The organism is Mycobacterium hippophais (assembly GCF_027529605.1).
Classification (GTDB): Bacteria; Actinomycetota; Actinomycetes; order Mycobacteriales; family Mycobacteriaceae; genus Mycobacterium; species Mycobacterium arseniciresistens.
On record NZ_JAPZPY010000003.1, the window covers coordinates 502,292 to 516,856 of the forward strand.

General features: G+C 70.2%; 18 protein-coding genes. 6 read left to right on the forward strand and 12 right to left on the reverse strand.

Annotated features, from left to right (window positions below; translation table 11 throughout):
• Positions 1-65: 65 nt before the first annotated feature.
• Positions 66-1,589, forward strand: a complete 1,524-nt coding sequence (locus O6P37_RS10930; protein WP_269894066.1) for an aldehyde dehydrogenase family protein — start codon at positions 66-68, stop codon at positions 1,587-1,589.
• A gap of 10 nt (positions 1,590-1,599) precedes the next feature.
• Here O6P37_RS10930 and O6P37_RS10935 read toward each other — a convergent pair whose 3' ends face one another.
• A complete protein-coding gene (locus tag O6P37_RS10935) occupies positions 1,600-2,379 on the reverse strand; it encodes a class I SAM-dependent methyltransferase (protein WP_269894067.1) in 780 nt (259 codons plus the stop codon).
• A 78-nt stretch (positions 2,380-2,457) separates the two neighbouring features.
• Here O6P37_RS10935 and O6P37_RS10940 point away from each other — a divergent pair, with 78 nt between their 5' ends.
• Positions 2,458-3,177 (forward strand): YqjF family protein, encoded by a 720-nt coding sequence (locus O6P37_RS10940; RefSeq protein WP_269894068.1) that lies wholly within the window; start codon positions 2,458-2,460, stop codon positions 3,175-3,177.
• Here O6P37_RS10940 and O6P37_RS10945 read toward each other — a convergent pair.
• Both O6P37_RS10945 and O6P37_RS10950 read right to left on the reverse strand, forming a co-directional pair.
• Positions 3,174-4,031 (reverse strand): SDR family oxidoreductase, encoded by an 858-nt coding sequence (locus O6P37_RS10945; protein ID WP_269894069.1) that lies wholly within the window; start codon positions 4,029-4,031, stop codon positions 3,174-3,176. The two genes, O6P37_RS10940 and O6P37_RS10945, sit on opposite strands and share 4 nt — an antisense overlap.
• Before the next feature lie 21 nt (positions 4,032-4,052).
• Entirely contained in the window at positions 4,053-4,541 is a 489-nt protein-coding gene (locus tag O6P37_RS10950; protein ID WP_269894070.1) for a YbaK/EbsC family protein, read from the reverse strand.
• A 220-nt stretch (positions 4,542-4,761) separates the two neighbouring features.
• Here O6P37_RS10950 and O6P37_RS10955 point away from each other — a divergent pair, with 220 nt between their 5' ends.
• A complete protein-coding gene (locus O6P37_RS10955; RefSeq protein WP_269894175.1) occupies positions 4,762-5,394 on the forward strand; it encodes a sigma-70 family RNA polymerase sigma factor in 633 nt (210 codons plus the stop codon).
• The gene (rsrA, locus tag O6P37_RS10960; RefSeq protein ID WP_269894071.1) at positions 5,391-5,711 is read left to right on the forward strand and encodes a mycothiol system anti-sigma-R factor; all 321 of its coding nucleotides are present in this window, start codon (positions 5,391-5,393) and stop codon (positions 5,709-5,711) included. Before O6P37_RS10955 ends, rsrA begins: the two co-directional genes overlap by 4 nt.
• 74 nt (positions 5,712-5,785) lie before the next feature.
• Here the strand turns inward: rsrA and O6P37_RS28510 are convergent, their stop codons facing one another.
• On the reverse strand, positions 5,786-5,878 hold the full coding sequence (locus O6P37_RS28510) for a 50S ribosomal protein bL37 (RefSeq protein ID WP_003882799.1): 93 nt from the start codon (positions 5,876-5,878) through the stop codon (positions 5,786-5,788).
• A gap of 145 nt (positions 5,879-6,023) precedes the next feature.
• On the opposite strand from O6P37_RS28510, the gene O6P37_RS10965 reads away from it, so the two are divergent.
• Positions 6,024-6,239: a biotin/lipoyl-binding carrier protein gene (locus O6P37_RS10965; RefSeq protein WP_264010909.1), complete on the forward strand. Its 216-nt coding sequence runs from the start codon at positions 6,024-6,026 to the stop codon at positions 6,237-6,239.
• A 37-nt stretch (positions 6,240-6,276) separates the two neighbouring features.
• Positions 6,277-7,767 (forward strand): sensor histidine kinase, encoded by a 1,491-nt coding sequence (locus O6P37_RS10970; protein ID WP_269894072.1) that lies wholly within the window; start codon positions 6,277-6,279, stop codon positions 7,765-7,767.
• Positions 7,768-7,885: 118 nt separating this feature from the next.
• Here the strand turns inward: O6P37_RS10970 and O6P37_RS10975 are convergent, their stop codons facing one another.
• The 8 genes from O6P37_RS10975 to pcaH form a co-directional block, all read right to left on the reverse strand.
• Complete coding sequence (locus O6P37_RS10975; protein WP_110319505.1) at positions 7,886-8,140, reverse strand: WhiB family transcriptional regulator; 255 nt, start codon at positions 8,138-8,140, stop codon at positions 7,886-7,888.
• 258 nt (positions 8,141-8,398) lie between these two features.
• The gene (locus tag O6P37_RS10980) at positions 8,399-9,352 is read right to left on the reverse strand and encodes a diacylglycerol/lipid kinase family protein (protein WP_269894073.1); all 954 of its coding nucleotides are present in this window, start codon (positions 9,350-9,352) and stop codon (positions 8,399-8,401) included.
• 52 nt (positions 9,353-9,404) lie between these two features.
• On the reverse strand, positions 9,405-10,073 hold the full coding sequence (locus O6P37_RS10985; protein ID WP_372503643.1) for a 3-oxoacid CoA-transferase subunit B: 669 nt from the start codon (positions 10,071-10,073) through the stop codon (positions 9,405-9,407).
• Between the two features lie 5 nt (positions 10,074-10,078).
• Positions 10,079-10,774, reverse strand: coding sequence for a 3-oxoacid CoA-transferase subunit A (locus O6P37_RS10990; protein ID WP_269894074.1), 696 nt, complete (start codon positions 10,772-10,774; stop codon positions 10,079-10,081).
• Positions 10,771-12,015 (reverse strand): bifunctional 3-oxoadipate enol-lactonase/4-carboxymuconolactone decarboxylase PcaDC, encoded by a 1,245-nt coding sequence (pcaDC, locus tag O6P37_RS10995; protein WP_269894075.1) that lies wholly within the window; start codon positions 12,013-12,015, stop codon positions 10,771-10,773. The genes O6P37_RS10990 and pcaDC overlap by 4 nt, the downstream gene beginning before the upstream one ends.
• The gene (locus O6P37_RS11000; RefSeq protein ID WP_269894076.1) at positions 12,012-13,214 is read right to left on the reverse strand and encodes a lyase family protein; all 1,203 of its coding nucleotides are present in this window, start codon (positions 13,212-13,214) and stop codon (positions 12,012-12,014) included. Before O6P37_RS11000 ends, pcaDC begins: the two co-directional genes overlap by 4 nt.
• Positions 13,211-13,768, reverse strand: a complete 558-nt coding sequence (gene pcaG / locus O6P37_RS11005) for a protocatechuate 3,4-dioxygenase subunit alpha (RefSeq protein WP_269894077.1) — start codon at positions 13,766-13,768, stop codon at positions 13,211-13,213. The genes O6P37_RS11000 and pcaG overlap by 4 nt, the downstream gene beginning before the upstream one ends.
• Positions 13,765-14,562, reverse strand: a complete 798-nt coding sequence (gene pcaH / locus O6P37_RS11010; RefSeq protein ID WP_269894078.1) for a protocatechuate 3,4-dioxygenase subunit beta — start codon at positions 14,560-14,562, stop codon at positions 13,765-13,767. The genes pcaG and pcaH overlap by 4 nt, the downstream gene beginning before the upstream one ends.
• Positions 14,563-14,565: the final 3 nt, after the last annotated feature.

Genomic DNA, 14,565 nt, shown 5'->3' on the forward strand with positions numbered 1-14,565 from the left:
AATCAGCGAAAACTGACGTAGTGGACGGGCTGTCGCCGGCCGGGCGTCGGTGTGATGCTCTTCACATGACCGATCTCGCTTCGCGGCCCGATGTCGCCGTCATCGACGTACACAACCCGGCCAACGGCCGAACCGTCGGCACGGTGCCGATCCACTCCGCCGAGACCGTCGCCGCTCGGGCGCGCGAGCTGCGCGTGGCGCAACCCGAGTGGGAGGCGATGGGCCCGCGAGGGCGCAAACGCTGGCTGCTCGCATTCCAGGAGTGGGTTCTCGACAACGCCGAGCGACTCGCCGACGTGCTGCAGTCCGAAACCGGGAAGACCCGTGCGGAGGCGAGCGCCGAACCCACGTGTGTGGCCGACTCGCTGAACTACTGGAGCGGGCACGCCGAGCGGTTCCTCGCCGACGAGCGGCCCGCGTCGCTGAACCCGTTGACCATCACCAAGAAGCTCACGACGGCCTACCGCCCGTATCCGGTCGTCGGCGTGATCACGCCGTGGAACTTCCCGTTCGTGATGCCCGGGATGGACGTGATACCCGCGCTGGCCGCAGGGGCCGCCGTGCTGCTCAAGCCGTCGGAGGTGACACCGCTGTCGGCCGTCGAGTTCGCCCGCGGCTGGGCCGAGGTCGGTGCGCCGCCGGTGCTCGCCGTGTGCACCGGACTCGGCGAGACCGGAGCCGCGCTGATCGACAACGTCGACTATCTCCAGTTCACCGGTTCGACCGCGACCGGACGCAAGGTCGCCGTCGCGTGTGCCGAGCGCCTGCTGCCCTTCAGCCTCGAGCTCGGCGGCAAGGACCCCGCCGTGGTGCTGGCCGACGCGGACCTCGAGCGGGCGGCCAACGGCATCGCCTGGGGCGGCCTGTTCAACTCCGGGCAGGTGTGCGTCTCGGTCGAGCGCGTCTACGTCGAGGCGCCGGTGTACGACGCCTTCGTCTCCCGGCTCGCACAGACGGTGAGCGGCCTGCGTCAGGGTGAGGACGACCGCGGATACCGCTTCGATGTGGGCGCACTGGCCACCGCGGCGCAGCGCGACATCGTGGCGCGCCACGTCGACTCCGCGGTGGCCGCGGGCGCGCGGGTGCTGACCGGCGGCAAGCCGACCGGTGTCGGCACCTTCTTCGAGCCGACCGTGCTGGTGGACGTCGACCACTCGATGGCGTGCATGACCGAGGAGACGTTCGGACCGACCCTGCCGGTGATGAAGGTCGCCGACGAGGACGAGGCCGTCCGCCTGGCCAACGACTCGCCCTACGGGCTTTCGGCGACGGTGTGGACCGCCGACCTCGAGCGCGGTGAACGCATCGCCCGCCGCCTCGACGCCGGAGCGGTCAACATCAACGACGCGATGTCCAACGTCTTCTCCTACGCGGTGCCGATGGGCGGATGGAAGAACTCCGGAGTCGGCGCCCGCTACGGCGGCGCTGCCGGTGTGCTCAAATACTGCCGCCCACAGGCGATCACGACGCCGCGCATGCCGACGCCGAAGAAGGAGTTGATCTGGTATCCGGTTTCGCGGCGACGGAGCCGGTTCGCCTTCGGCATGGTCCGCGCCGCGGCCGCCCGCGGCAGGCGCCGGCTCGGCTGAACGGCGGCGGTCACCCCCGCCGCAGGGCGCTCACCACGACGTAGGGCGAGGTGAACGTCACCGTGCTCGAGGAGTCCACGTGCCCGCGCAGCGCGGCCTCGAACGCGGCGGCCAGCCGCTCGCGCTGCTCGTCGTCGACTCGACGGAACGTCTCGACGTGCATCGGGGATTCCTCGCGCAGGAAATGCATCGCCGCGTCCAGGGATTCGAACTCCCAGGTGTGCCGTGCCCGCCGGATGTCGATGGCGTCATAGCCGGGTGCGAGGCGGTCGGCGATGGTGTCCTCGTCGCCCCACTGGTCGGGGGAGAACCCCGACCGCTCGGGCGGGCCGAGCACCTCGACCACCGGGTCGAACAGCGGGTTGTGCGTGTCGCGCACCCACGACGAGAACGCGAACACGCCGCCGCCGCGGAGCAGCCGGTTCACCTCGGCGACCTGGCGGTCCGGGTCGACGAAGATGATGCCCATGTTGGACACCACCGCGTCGAACGACGCGGCGGGCAATCCGGTATCGGACGCGTCGCCGGTCCGCCAGTCCACCGCGCCGTCGGTGTCGTGCCGTGCGGCCATGGCGACGAGGTCCCGCGTGATGTCGACACCGGTCACCTGCGCGCCGCGGGCGGCTGCCGTCAACGCCGCGTTGCCGGTGCCGCAGGCGAGGTCGAGCAGTGCCGTCCCGGCCAGCGGGCGTCGCCGGTCGACGGCGTCCACCACCTCCCCGGCGATGTGCGCAATGCGCTGGGCAACGGCTTCGTAGCGGCCGGCAGACCACATCGTCGGCGAAGACATCGCACCAGCGTGCCACGATGACGGAGTGGACAGTGGAGCTGCTCGCCGGCACGCACGAGCAGAAGGTGCGACTTCCCCATGACGGCGCCGGTTTTGCCGCGCCCGGTGTTCTTCGACCAGTTCTGGTCGGAGCTCACGTTCGTGCACTGGCCGGTCGACCCGGGTGCCGTCGCGCATCTCTACCCCGCCGGTACCCGCCCCGACGTGTTCGGCGACGGCCTCACCTACGTGGGGCTGGTGCCGTTCGTCATGCGCCACACCCGGTTCGGCACCACGGTGCCACTGCCGTACTTCGGGTCGTTCGCCGAGACCAACGTCCGGCTGTACTCCGTCGACGGGGCAGGTCGCCACGGCGTGCTGTTCCGATCGCTGGAGACGCAGCGCGCCGCGGTGGTGCCGGTGACGCGGATCGGCCTCGGAGTGCCCTACACCTGGGCGAAGATGCGGGTCGCCCGCTCCGGCCGCCGCGTGTCCTACTCGAGCGTGCGCCGCTGGCCCCGCCGGGGACTGCGCAGCGCACTGACGATCGACATCGGCGACCGTGTCGAGCCGACACCGCTCGAGGTCTGGCTGACCGCGCGCTGGGGTGCGCACACCCGCAAGGCGGGCCGGACGTGGTGGTTTCCGAACGAGCACGCCACCTGGCCGCTGCACGAGGCGGACGTCGTCGCACTCGACGACGACCTGGTGTCCGCCGCGGGCGTCACGACGGCGGGTGAGCCGCTTCGTGCGCTGTACTCGGCGGGAGTGCATGCCCGCTTCGGGCGGCCGAGCCGGGTGACCCAGGTGGGGTCCTAGGGCGCCGAGTACCCGGGTGGGTTGGGGGTGTCCACCCACAGGTCGACGCCCAGGTCGGAGCCGGGCACGCAGTCGTAGACCGACAGGTCGGTGACCCCGGAGTCGAGCAGCACGTCCTCGCACAGCAGGCTCTGGCCGGTGAACTCCCGTGCCGGCCTGGTCAGGATCGCGTACGCCGCGTCGGAGTAGACCTCGGGTTTGCGCGCCCTGGCCATCGCCTCGTCGCCGCCGAGCAGGTTCTGCACCGCGGCCGTGGCCACCATCGTGCGCGGCCATAGGGTGTTCGACGCGATGCCCTCGTCGCGCAGCTCCTCGGCGATCCCCAACGCGCACAACGTCATCCCGAATTTCGCCATCATGTACGCGGTCGGGGTGAGCCACTGTTGTTCGAGCCTGATCGGCGGTGACAGCGTCAGGATGTGCGGGTTCTCCCTGCCCTTCATGTGCGGGATGCAGGCCTGGGACACCGCGTAGGTGCCGCGCACCTGGATGCCGTTCATCAGGTCGAACCGCTTGAGGGGCACCTCCTCGACCGAGCCGAGGTTGATCGCCGAGGCGTTGTTGACGCAGATGTCGATGCCGCCGAACCGTTCGACGGCCTTGGCCACCGCCGCGGCCACCGAGTCGCCGTCACGGATGTCGCCGACGATCGGCAGCGCCTGCCCGCCGGCCTTCTCGATCTCCTCGGCCGCGGTGTAGACGGTGCCCTCGAGCTTGGGGTGGGGTTCGGCGGTCTTGGCGATCAGCGCGACGTTCGCGCCGTCGGCGGCGGCGCGCTTGGCGATCGCCAGGCCGATGCCGCGGCTGGCGCCGGAGATGAACATGGTCTTCCCGGAGAGGGGCGTGGCTGCCATGGGGTCACCATATGCCCGGCGTCAGGCCGTGATGTCGGCGGTGACCGCATCGGTGAGCCGCACCAGATCGGCGGGCGCCACCGCGACGTCCCAGCCGCGCTTGCCCGCGCTGCACAGCACCCGATCCCAGCGCAGCGCCGAGGCGTCGACGACCGTCGGCAACGGCCTGCGCTGCCCGAACGGTGAGATGCCGCCGAGCACGTAACCGGTCGACCGTTCGGCCGCCGCGCGTTCGGCCATCGCCACCTTCGGGACGCCGAGCGCCGCGGCCGCCGCCTTGAGCGAGAGCTTCGCCGGCACTGGCAGGACCGCGACGGCCAGGGCGGCGGGCGCCGCCACGATCAGCGTCTTGAACACCTGGGCGGGTTCCACGCCCGTGCCCGAGGCCAGCGCCGCCACCGCCTCCTCACCGAAGGACTCGGCGCGGGCGTCGTGGGCGTAGCGCAACACCTCATGCGGCACGCCCGCGGCGAGCAGCGCCGCGATCGCCGGGGTCGCCGCTCGTGCCACCGGCTCAGGGTAGTGCCGACGATCGGGGAACAAGTCGCCGCGGGTCTGCTGTTATTGACTGCAGTTCCGGCTGCTGATGCAGCGGCCGGCCACCTGTCGGGAGCAGCCACTAGGATCGGGAAGAAGGGGACCTACGGTGCCAACGGTTTGCCTGGAACGTCCGGTGGATCTGCCGGGCTTGTTCGGCGGCGCCGCGACAGAAGGGACGGTGTCGACCCTGATGACCGACGTCGACGGTTCAGCGCCCGAGAGATCCACCGAGAGCGATGCCGAGCTGACCGCCCGGTTCGAGAGGGACGCGATCCCGCTGCTCGACCAGCTCTACGGCGGTGCGCTGCGGATGACCCGCAATCCCGCCGACGCCGAGGACCTGCTGCAGGAGACGATGGTCAAGGCGTATTCCGGTTTCCGGTCCTTCCGCGAGGGCACCAACCTCAAGGCGTGGCTGTACCGCATCCTGACCAACACCTACATCAACAGCTACCGCAAGAAGCAGCGTCAGCCGGCGGAGTACCCGACCGAGGAGATCACCGACTGGCAGCTGGCGGCCAACGCCGAGCACTCGTCGACGGGGCTGCGGTCGGCCGAGGTGGAGGCGCTCGAAGCGCTGCCGGACACCGAGATCAAAGCGGCGCTTCAGGCATTGCCGGAGGACTTCCGGATGGCGGTCTACTACGCCGACGTCGAGGGATTCCCGTACAAGGAGATCGCCGAGATCATGGACACGCCGATCGGCACCGTGATGTCCCGGTTGCACCGGGGCCGCAAGCAACTGCGCGACCTGCTGGGCGACGTCGCCCGGGACCGCGGATTCATCCGGGCCGAGCAGGCGCCCGAGGAGGTGCCGTCATGAGTGATCAGCCACGCGACGAGGCCCGTGCCGACGAGCGCTGGACCCCGCCGGTCGGGCCCGTCGACCCCGAGCACCCCGAATGTGCGGCAGTGATCGCCGAGGTGTGGACGCTGCTCGACGGTGAGTGCACCGCGGAGACCCGCGACAAGCTGCAGCACCACCTCGAAGAATGCCCCGCCTGCCTGCGCCACTACGGCGTGGAGGAGCGGGTGAAGCACTTGATCGCCACCAAGTGCAGCGGTGAGAAGGCGCCCGACCGGCTCCGCGAGCGGTTGCGGATCGAGATCAGCCGCACCACCATCATCCGCGGCGGCTGACCGGCCGCAGGCACCCCGACACGACGACGCCCGCCCGTCCACGAAGGACGGGCGGGCGTCGTCGATTCTGAGGGCTAGCGCACTGACTTCGAGCCGGCGTTGGGTCGCTTCCCGTGATTCGCCTTCGAGTGCTTCCGGTCACGCTTCTTGCGGCCACGCTTGGCCATGGCAGTTCCTCCGTACGTTCTTCGGTATTTCCGGCCCGCGTCCCACGGGCGGCACCACGACATTGTCTCACGGCCCGGCGAATGCTCTAGCCACGCGGGGTTGTGGTTCGATAGAGGCGCTAAACCGAGAGTGAGTGGGGTGAAGATGGCCGAGGACGTTCGCGCCGAGATCGTGGCCAGTGTGCTCGAGGTCGTGGTCCACGAAGGTGATCAGATCGGCGAGGGCGACACCCTGGTGCTGCTGGAGTCGATGAAGATGGAGATCCCGGTGCTCGCCGAGGTCGCCGGGACGGTCACCAAGGTCAACGTCAGCGAAGGCGACGTCATCCAGGCCGGTCATCTCATCGCGGTCATCGGCTAGCCACACCCGGTACTCGACCACTTCGACGTGATCCTCGATGTCCACCCTCGGTGACCTGCTCGCCGAGCACACCATGCTGCCCGGCAGCGCCGTCGACCACCTGCACGCCCTGGTCGGTGAGTGGCAGCTGCTGGCGGACCTGTCCTTCGCCGATTACCTCATGTGGGTGGGCCGTGACGACGGCGTCCTGGTGTGCGTCGCGCAGGTGCGGCCCAACACCGCGCCCACGGTGCTGCTCGCCGACGCGGTGGGCACGCTGTCGGACGACCAGCGGCTGCCGGTGGTGCGCTCGGCATTCGACACCGGCGTCATCGTCACCGAAGATGAAGCGACGCAACAGAACTCACCGGGCCTGAACGTCGAGGCGGTTCCGGTGCGCTGGGACGGCAAGGTGGTCGCGGTGCTGACCCACCAGACTGCGCTGGCCGCCAGGCGCACGGCGAGCCCACTGGAGAGCGCGTACCTAGACTGCGCCGCCGACCTGCTGCACATGCTGTCCGAAGGCACATTCCCCAATGTCGGTGACCTCGCGATGTCCCGCTCCAGCCCACGCGTCGGCGACGGATTCATCCGGCTGGACGGCGCGGGCACCGTGGTGTTCGCCAGCCCCAACGCGATCTCGGCGTATCACCGGATGGCGCTGACGTCGGAACTCGAGGGACACAACCTGGTGGCGGTCACCCGCCCGCTCATCTCGGACCCGTTCGAGGCCCAGGAACTCGCCGATCACGTCCGCGACTCGCTCGCGGGCGGCTCCAGCATGCGCATGGAGGTCGACGCCGGCGGCGCCGCGGTACTTTTGCGCACCCTGCCGCTGGTGGCGCACGGCGAGGCCGTCGGCGCCGCGGTGCTGATCCGGGACGTCACCGAGGTCAAACGCCGCGACCGGGCGCTGCTGTCCAAGGATGCGACCATCCGCGAGATCCACCACCGCGTCAAGAACAACTTGCAGACGGTGGCGGCGCTGCTGCGGCTGCAGGCCAGGCGCACCAACAACGCCGAGGGCCGCGAGGCGCTGCTGGAGTCGGTGCGCCGGGTGTCGTCGATCGCCCTGGTGCACGACGCGTTGTCGATGTCGGTCGACGAGGAGGTCAACCTCGACGAGGTCGTCGACCGGATCCTGCCGATCATGAACGACGTGGCGACCGTGGACACCCCGATCCGCATCAACCGCGTCGGTGACCTCGGCGTGCTCGACGCGGACCGGGCCACCGCCCTGATCATGGTGATCACCGAACTGGTGCAGAACGCGATCGAGCACGCGTTCGACGACGGCACCGCTCAGGGCTGCGTGACGATCCGCGCCGAGCGGTCGGCGCGCTGGCTCGACGTCGTGGTGCACGACGACGGGCGCGGACTGCCCGACGGCTTCAGCCTCGAGAAGTCCGACCGGCTGGGCCTGCAGATCGTGCGCACCCTGGTGTCGGCTGAACTGGACGGCTCACTGGGCATGCACGACGTCGCCACCGGGGGGACGGACGTGGTGCTGCGGGTGCCGTTGGGGCGTCGCACCCGGCTGCCGCAGTAACGCACGTCACATCCGGAAAACGAAATTCGCTCATCGAATTGACAGGAAAAGCCTGCGAAAAAAGTGACGGCCCCGACGTTGTCGTCGGGGCCGTCGCTCGCGCGGATCTGACTGTGGGTCAGACCCCGCTGCGGGCCTTGGTGCGGGCGTTGCGCCGCTTGAGCGCGCGACGCTCGTCCTCGCTCATCCCGCCCCACACTCCGGCGTCCTGGCCGGAATCCAACGCCCAGGTCAGGCAGTCGGTGGTGACGGGGCAGCGATTGCAGACCAGCTTCGCGTCAGCGATCTGAGCAAGCGCGGGACCGCTGTTTCCCACGGGGAAGAACAGCTCGGGATCCTCGTCGCGACAGACCGCCTTGTGGCGCCAATCCATAGTTCTAACTCCTCATCAGTCACTAGCTTGTATGCGCAGCAAAGCGCACGAGCTTTTCTTCGGCTGTTAACGCGTGCACACGAAATGTTTCTGCACTGTTGCATCCGATGTTTTCACAGGCTGAACAGATGTCAATAGAACTGCGTTAACACGTGTGCTATCTCACTCCGGCACCGCGTTACCGGAGCGCTTACCCATGTGTACTACACTCAACCCATCTGCGCCCTGAATTCTATGGGCGAGCGCCATAAGTCCAGGTCAGAGCGGTGTGACGGGCGGCGCAACCACCGCAAGAGCGTCGGGCACCGACGTGAACGTCATCGTTTCGCGCAGTCCGGCGTAATCGCCGTCGATCTGGCAGGCCACCGGGACGTCGGCGGTTACCCGCAACCTCGCCAGGTCGTCGTCGCGCAGCAGGTGGCGTGCCTCGATGCGCGGCGTGCGCGACAGCATCCGACGCACCAGGCGCAGGTTCGCCCAGACGTTCATGCTGGTGATGGCGAAGACGCCGAGCCCGGTCTCGAACGAGGTGTCGGGGTTGGTCCACACCGGGCGCGTGTTGGCGTAGGTCCATGGACTGGAGTTGGACACGAACGCGAAGTGCACGCCCGACACCGGTTCGGCGTCGGGCAGGTGCAGTGTCAGCGTGGGCTCCTTGCGGGCGCTGGCCAGCATCTCGCGCACCGCGACGCGGATGTAGCGCGACGCGGTCACCGTTCGGCCCTTGGCCCGCTGCGCCTCGACGGCGGCCACGACGTCCCCGTCCACCCCCATGCCCGCGGTGAACACCGCCCAGCGTTCGCCGCAGTCCATCAACCCGATACGCCGCCAGCGGCCGTTGCGGCGGTAATCGCCGAGCAGGTCGACGAGCTGGTTGGTGGCCTCGGTGGGGTCGGGACTGATGCCGAGCGCCCGGGCGAAGACGTTGGCCGACCCGCCGGGCACCACGCCGACCGCGGGCGCCGGGACACCGGGGCCGCGTTCCGACAGCACGCCGTTGACCACCTCGTTCACCGTGCCGTCACCGCCGTGCACGATCAGCACGTCGACCTCGTCGCGGGCCGCGTCGCGGGCGATCTCGATCGCGTGGCCGCGGTGGTCGGTGTGCACGACGACCAGTTCGGCCCGGCTCTCCACCGCGTGGGCGAGCAGGTCACGCGCCGCAGGGGTGGTCGACGTCGCATTCGGGTTGACGATCAGCACGGCGCGCACGAGGCCAAAGCCTAGCCAAGAGCAGCACGGCTGCGCCGCTGACACCGACCGGTCAGTGCAGCTGGACTCCCAACCGGTCGCCGAGGTCCGCCACGCTGATGCCGAACGTCTCGACCACCCGCACCGGGCGCTCCCCGGTGCGGTCGAGTTCGAAGATCGCCAGGTCGGTGTAGACCCGGTTGACGCAGCGCCGGCCGGTGAGGGGGTAGGCGCACGCCGGCACCAGCTTGGCGGCGCCGTCCTTGGTGAAGAGATTCATCATCACGAAGATCTGCTTGGCGCCGATGGCGAGATCCATCGCTCCGCCGACTGCCGGGATCGCGTCGGGCGCGCCGGTGTGCCAGTTCGCCAGGTCGCCGTGATGGCTGACCTGGTAGGCGCCCAGCACGCAGACGTCCAGATGGCCGCCGCGCATCATCGCGAACGAATCGGCGTGGTGGAAATACGAGGCACCCGGCGTCTCGGTGACCGGGATCTTGCCGGCGTTGGTCAGGTCGGGGTCGATGGCGTCACCCACCGCGACGCCGCCCATGCCCAGCATCCCGTTCTCGGTGTGCAGCACCACGCCGTCGGCCGGTGACAGGTGCTCGGCCACCCTGGTCGGCAGCCCGATCCCGAGGTTGACGTAGGACTCGGCGGGGATGTCGCGGGCGATCAGGGCGGCGATCTCGTCGCGGTCGAGGGGTTCGCGGTCGAGGCGCTCGACGGCGTCACTTCGGATGGTCGTCACACCGCCACCTCCGTATCTTGTTGTGCTGCAGACAGATCGAGGATGCGGTCGATGAAGATGCCCGGGGTGACCACACATTCGGGATCCAGCTCGCCGGCGTCGACCACCCGGGACACCTCGACGACGGTCGTCTCGGCGGCGGTGGCCATCACGGGGCCGAAATTGCGCGCGGTCTTGCGGTACACCAGGTTGCCGGCCCGGTCGCCGACGTGGGCGGCGATGAGCGCGACGTCACCGCGGATCGGGTATTCCAGCACGTAGTCGCGACCGTCGATGGTGCGCGCCTCCTTGCCCTCGGTCAGTGGGGTCCCGACGCCGGTCGGGCAGAAGAACGCGCCGATCCCGGCGCCCGCGGCCCGGATGCGTTCGGCGAGATTGCCCTGCGGCACCACTTCGAGGTCGACCTCGCCGGCGCGGTACAGCCGGTCGAAGACGTAGGAGTCCGCCTGGCGGGGGAACGAGCAGATGACCTTGCGTACCCGGCCGGCCGCCAGCAGCGCGGCGAGGCCGGTGTCACCGTTGCCCGCGTTGTTGCTGACGATCGTCAGGTCGCCGGCGCCCTGGTCGATCAGCGCGTCGATCAACGTGGTAGGCATCCCTGCCATGCCGAAGCCGCCGACGAGCACCGTTGCCCCGTCGGCGATCCCGGCGACCGCCTGCTCGGCTGTGGTGTGGATCTGGGTGCGGCTCACGAGGGCTCCTCCTCGGTGTCTCGGGTGGGGTTGTCTCGAGCGGCGTCGTCCTCGGCGAGCACCCGTCCGGCGATGCGGAACGCGGTGTTCGCGTCGGGCACGCCGCAGTAGATGGCCGTCTGCAACAGCAGTTCCTTGATCTCGTCGACGCTCAGGCCGTTGCGCCGGGCCGCCCGAACGTGCATGGCCAGCTCCTCGTGGTGGCCGCGGGCCACGAGTGCGGTGAGCGTGATCAGCGAACGGCTCCGCCGATCGAGGCCGGGGCGGGTCCAGATGCTGCCCCAGGCGTACTCGGTGATCAGCGTCTGGAAGTCGGCGCTGAACGGGGTCGTCTGCGCCTGCGCGCGGTCAACGTGGTCGTTGCCGAGCACCTGCCGCCGGACGGCCATTCCGGCGTCATACCGGGTGGTTTCGGCGCGCTCACCGTCGCCCAGCGACCGCGAGCGCGCCGAAATCGCGTCGGGCCGGTGCCGGTGGACGTGTTCGACGACGAGTTCGGCGACCCGTTGCGGGGCCTCGGCCGGTGCGAGATGGCCGACGCCGGGCAGCACCACGAGCCGGCCGTCGGCGACGCCGTCGGCGATCCGTCGCAGATCCTGCGGCGGCGTCGGCACGTCGTCGCTGCCCGCGATCGCGAGTACCGGCGCTGCGATCTCCGCGAGTCGCGCGGTCACGTCGAACGCGGCCAGTGCCTCGCACGCCAGCGCATACGATTCGGCGTCGGTGGCCCGCAGCGCGGTCAGCAGTGCCGCGCCGGCCTCGGGTGCACGGTCGAGGAAGCCGGGGGAGAACCAGCGTTCGGCCGCGACGTCGACGAGGGCATCGACTCCCGACGCGCGGACGGTGTGGGCGCGCTCGCGCCACCCGGCGGGCGTGCCGATCACGGCGCCGGTGCAGATCAGTGTCGCCGAGTGCACCCGGTCGGGTGCGGCCAGCAGCAGCTGCAGGCCCACCGCGCCGCCGAGCGAGTCGCCAGCGTAGTGGAATCCGCCTGCCGTGCACGCCTCGTCGGCGAGTGCCAGCACCGCCGCGGCGAGGTCGTCGACGTCGAACGGGGACGCCGGCGGGCTGTGGCCGTGCCCGGGCAGGTCCCATGCCACCACCCGGAAGTGGCCGGTCAGGTGCTGCGCGGCCGGTCCCCACAGGGATTGCGCGGACGTGCCCAGTGAGGGCCCGAGTAGCAGCAGGGGGCCTCCTGCCGGCCCGCCGAAGTTGGTCGCGACCAGACGCGGGCCGGTCATGACGGCTCCTCGAGGCGCCGCCGGGCCCGTGCCAGCACCGACTCGATCAGCAGGTCGGCCGCACCGGTGTACTGCGCGGCGGCGGGCCGGCCGGTCAGATCCGACATCGACCGCTGCTCGGCCGAGACATCCTCGGCTGCAGCCAGATTGGTGGCGGCGCGACCGGTGTCGACCTGCAGCCCGGTCAGCAGCGCCGTGGTCTGGCCTGCGGCGGCCGCGGTGCGCCGGCTGAGGGTGCGCAGCGTGCCCCACTCGGCGTGCCAGGCCCCGTCGGCCCGCTCGTCGACACTCGAGGCCGAGGCGACGTGCAGGCCGGCGGCCAACGACGGCGCATTCAGTGCAGCGCTGCGGATGAGCACCGACATCACCGGGTTGCGCTTGTGCGGCATCGTCGACGACCCACCCGCCTGCCCTTCGGTGAACTCGCCGATCTCGGGCCTGCTGCCGGTCGCGACGTCGGCGGCGATGTGTCCCCAGGCGTCGCAACACGTGACCAGGGCGTCACCGATGCGGGTGACGATCGATCGGGTGGTGTGCCACGGCATGGCCGGTGCCAGGCCGAGCGCCTCGGCAGTCGCGTTGGATAAGGCGAGGGCGGCGTCGGCCGATCCGGTGAGTTCGGTTGCCGCGGCGAGGGTGCCGACGGCGCCGCCGGCCTGCACCGGTAACGGGGGCAGGCTGCCGACGGTGTCCGCGGCGTCGAGCACTCCCGTGAGCCAGTGCGCGGTCTTCATGCCGACCGTGCTGGGCAGCGCCGCCTGGGTGAGCGTGCGGGCGAGCATCGGCGCACGCCGGTGTGTCTCGGTCAGGCGCACCAGTAGTGCCATCTGCAGGCACATCTCGTCGCTGACGGCCGCGAGTGTGGCACGCGCGCACAGCATCAGCGCGGTGTCGACGACGTCCTGACTGGTGAGTCCGCGGTGCAGCCACCGGGCGGTCTGATCGCCGGTGCGTTCACGCAGCATGGCGACCAGGCCGGTCACCGGATTGCCGTCGCGTTCAGCGCCCCCGGCGAGGGTGCCGATGTCCGACGGCGAGATCACGGCGCCCAGGTCGGCCCGCGCGGCGGCCGGCGCCACCGCGGTGTCGACGAGTGCCTCCAGCCACGCGTCTTCCACCGCGACCATGGCGGCCAGGAACGACCGGTCACTGAACAGCTCACCGGCGCGCCCGTCGCCGGGCGAGAGGAGATCACTCACGGCCGGTGTCCCGGGAAGCGCAAGAACACCGTCTCGTCCGCGCCGCCCTGCAGCCGGACGTCGAATCGCAACCCGGTCGCGTCGCGGCGGGCGACCAGCGTCTCCCGGCGGTCCTCGGGCAGCGAGGCCAGCAGCCGGTCGGCGGCCAGCCCGGCACCGGGGACGTAGATCCTGGTGAACAATCGGTTGAGCAGTCCACGCGCGAACAGCGTGACGGCGAAGAATGCGGCGGTGTCCGGTTGCACTGCACCGGGTTCCACGGTGGTGAAGGAGTACCGGCCGTCGTCGTCGGTGCTCGCCCGGCCCCAGCCGGTGAAGGTCCAGCCGTCGCGGTGCAGCGAGCCGGTGGCCGAGGGCAGCACTCCATCGGCGCCGGCCTGCCAGATCTCGAGCAGCGCGTCGGGCACCGGCTCTCCTGCGCCGTCGGTCACGCGCCCGTGCAGCCGGATGGCTCCCGGTGTGCCCGGTCGCACCAGCTCGTCGCCGCCGGGGAACGGCAGCGCGTAGCCGAAGAACGGACCGATCGTCTGACCCGGTGTCGGTGCCATGGTCATCGGCTGCCGTTTCCTTCCACCGGCGTCTGCGCGGCGCCGGACAGCACGATGTCCCACCGGTAGCCGGTGGCCCATTCGTGGGTGGTCACGTCGTGGTCGTAGGCGGCGACCAGGCGGTCGCGCGCCTTCCGGTCGGTGATCGACTGGTAGATCGGGTCCAGCGCGAACAGCGGATCGCCGGGGAAGTACATCTGGGTGATCATCCGCTGAGTGAATTGTGTTCCGAACAACGAGAAGTGGATGTGGGCGGGCCGCCACGCGTTGTGGTGGTTCCGCCACGGGTACGGGCCCGGCCTGATGGTGGTGAAGCGGTACCAACCATCGCCGTCGGTCAGGCAGCGGCCCACGCCGGTGAAGTTCGGGTCCAGCGGCGCGGGGTGCTGGTCGCGCTGGTGCAGGTAGCGGCCCGCGGCGTTGGCCTGCCAGATCTCGACGAGCTGGTGGCGGACCGGTCTGCCGTCGCCGTCGACGACCCGCCCGGTGACCACCGCCCGCTCGCCGATCGGTTGGCCTGCGTGCTGGATCGTGAGATCCGCCTCCAGCGGATGCACGTCGCGATTCCCGAAGCACGGGCCGCTGAGCTCGACCGCCTCCGGGTCCACGGCGTGCAGCGACGCCAGGGGATGGCGCAGCCGGCTGCTGCGGTAGGGCGGGTAGGTCAGCCGCGGCTGGAATTCCTCCACACCCGCGCCGCGGTATTCGTCGGCGATCGAGGCGATCTCGGCGCTGATCTCGTGCTGGCTGCGCAGTGCGCTGTCCGGCGCGAGGTCGCCGACGGCGATGGCGTTCTCCACGAG

What these genes read in the sequence shown, in the direction of transcription:
- O6P37_RS10930 (WP_269894066.1), top strand. Translation starts at nt 66, where the DNA reads ATGACCGATCTCGCTTCGCGGCCCGATGTCGCCGTCATCGACGTACAC.
- O6P37_RS10935 (WP_269894067.1), bottom strand. Translation starts at nt 2,379, where the DNA reads ATGTCTTCGCCGACGATGTGGTCTGCCGGCCGCTACGAAGCCGTTGCC.
- O6P37_RS10940 (WP_269894068.1), top strand. Translation starts at nt 2,458, where the DNA reads ATGACGGCGCCGGTTTTGCCGCGCCCGGTGTTCTTCGACCAGTTCTGG.
- O6P37_RS10945 (WP_269894069.1), bottom strand. Translation starts at nt 4,031, where the DNA reads ATGGCAGCCACGCCCCTCTCCGGGAAGACCATGTTCATCTCCGGCGCC.
- O6P37_RS10955 (WP_269894175.1), top strand. Translation starts at nt 4,762, where the DNA reads ATGACCGACGTCGACGGTTCAGCGCCCGAGAGATCCACCGAGAGCGAT.
- rsrA (WP_269894071.1), top strand. Translation starts at nt 5,391, where the DNA reads ATGAGTGATCAGCCACGCGACGAGGCCCGTGCCGACGAGCGCTGGACC.
- O6P37_RS28510 (WP_003882799.1), bottom strand. Translation starts at nt 5,878, where the DNA reads ATGGCCAAGCGTGGCCGCAAGAAGCGTGACCGGAAGCACTCGAAGGCG.
- O6P37_RS10965 (WP_264010909.1), top strand. Translation starts at nt 6,024, where the DNA reads ATGGCCGAGGACGTTCGCGCCGAGATCGTGGCCAGTGTGCTCGAGGTC.
- O6P37_RS10970 (WP_269894072.1), top strand. Translation starts at nt 6,277, where the DNA reads ATGTCCACCCTCGGTGACCTGCTCGCCGAGCACACCATGCTGCCCGGC.
- O6P37_RS10975 (WP_110319505.1), bottom strand. Translation starts at nt 8,140, where the DNA reads ATGGATTGGCGCCACAAGGCGGTCTGTCGCGACGAGGATCCCGAGCTG.
- pcaDC (WP_269894075.1), bottom strand. Translation starts at nt 12,015, where the DNA reads ATGACCGGCCCGCGTCTGGTCGCGACCAACTTCGGCGGGCCGGCAGGA.
- pcaG (WP_269894077.1), bottom strand. Translation starts at nt 13,768, where the DNA reads ATGACCATGGCACCGACACCGGGTCAGACGATCGGTCCGTTCTTCGGC.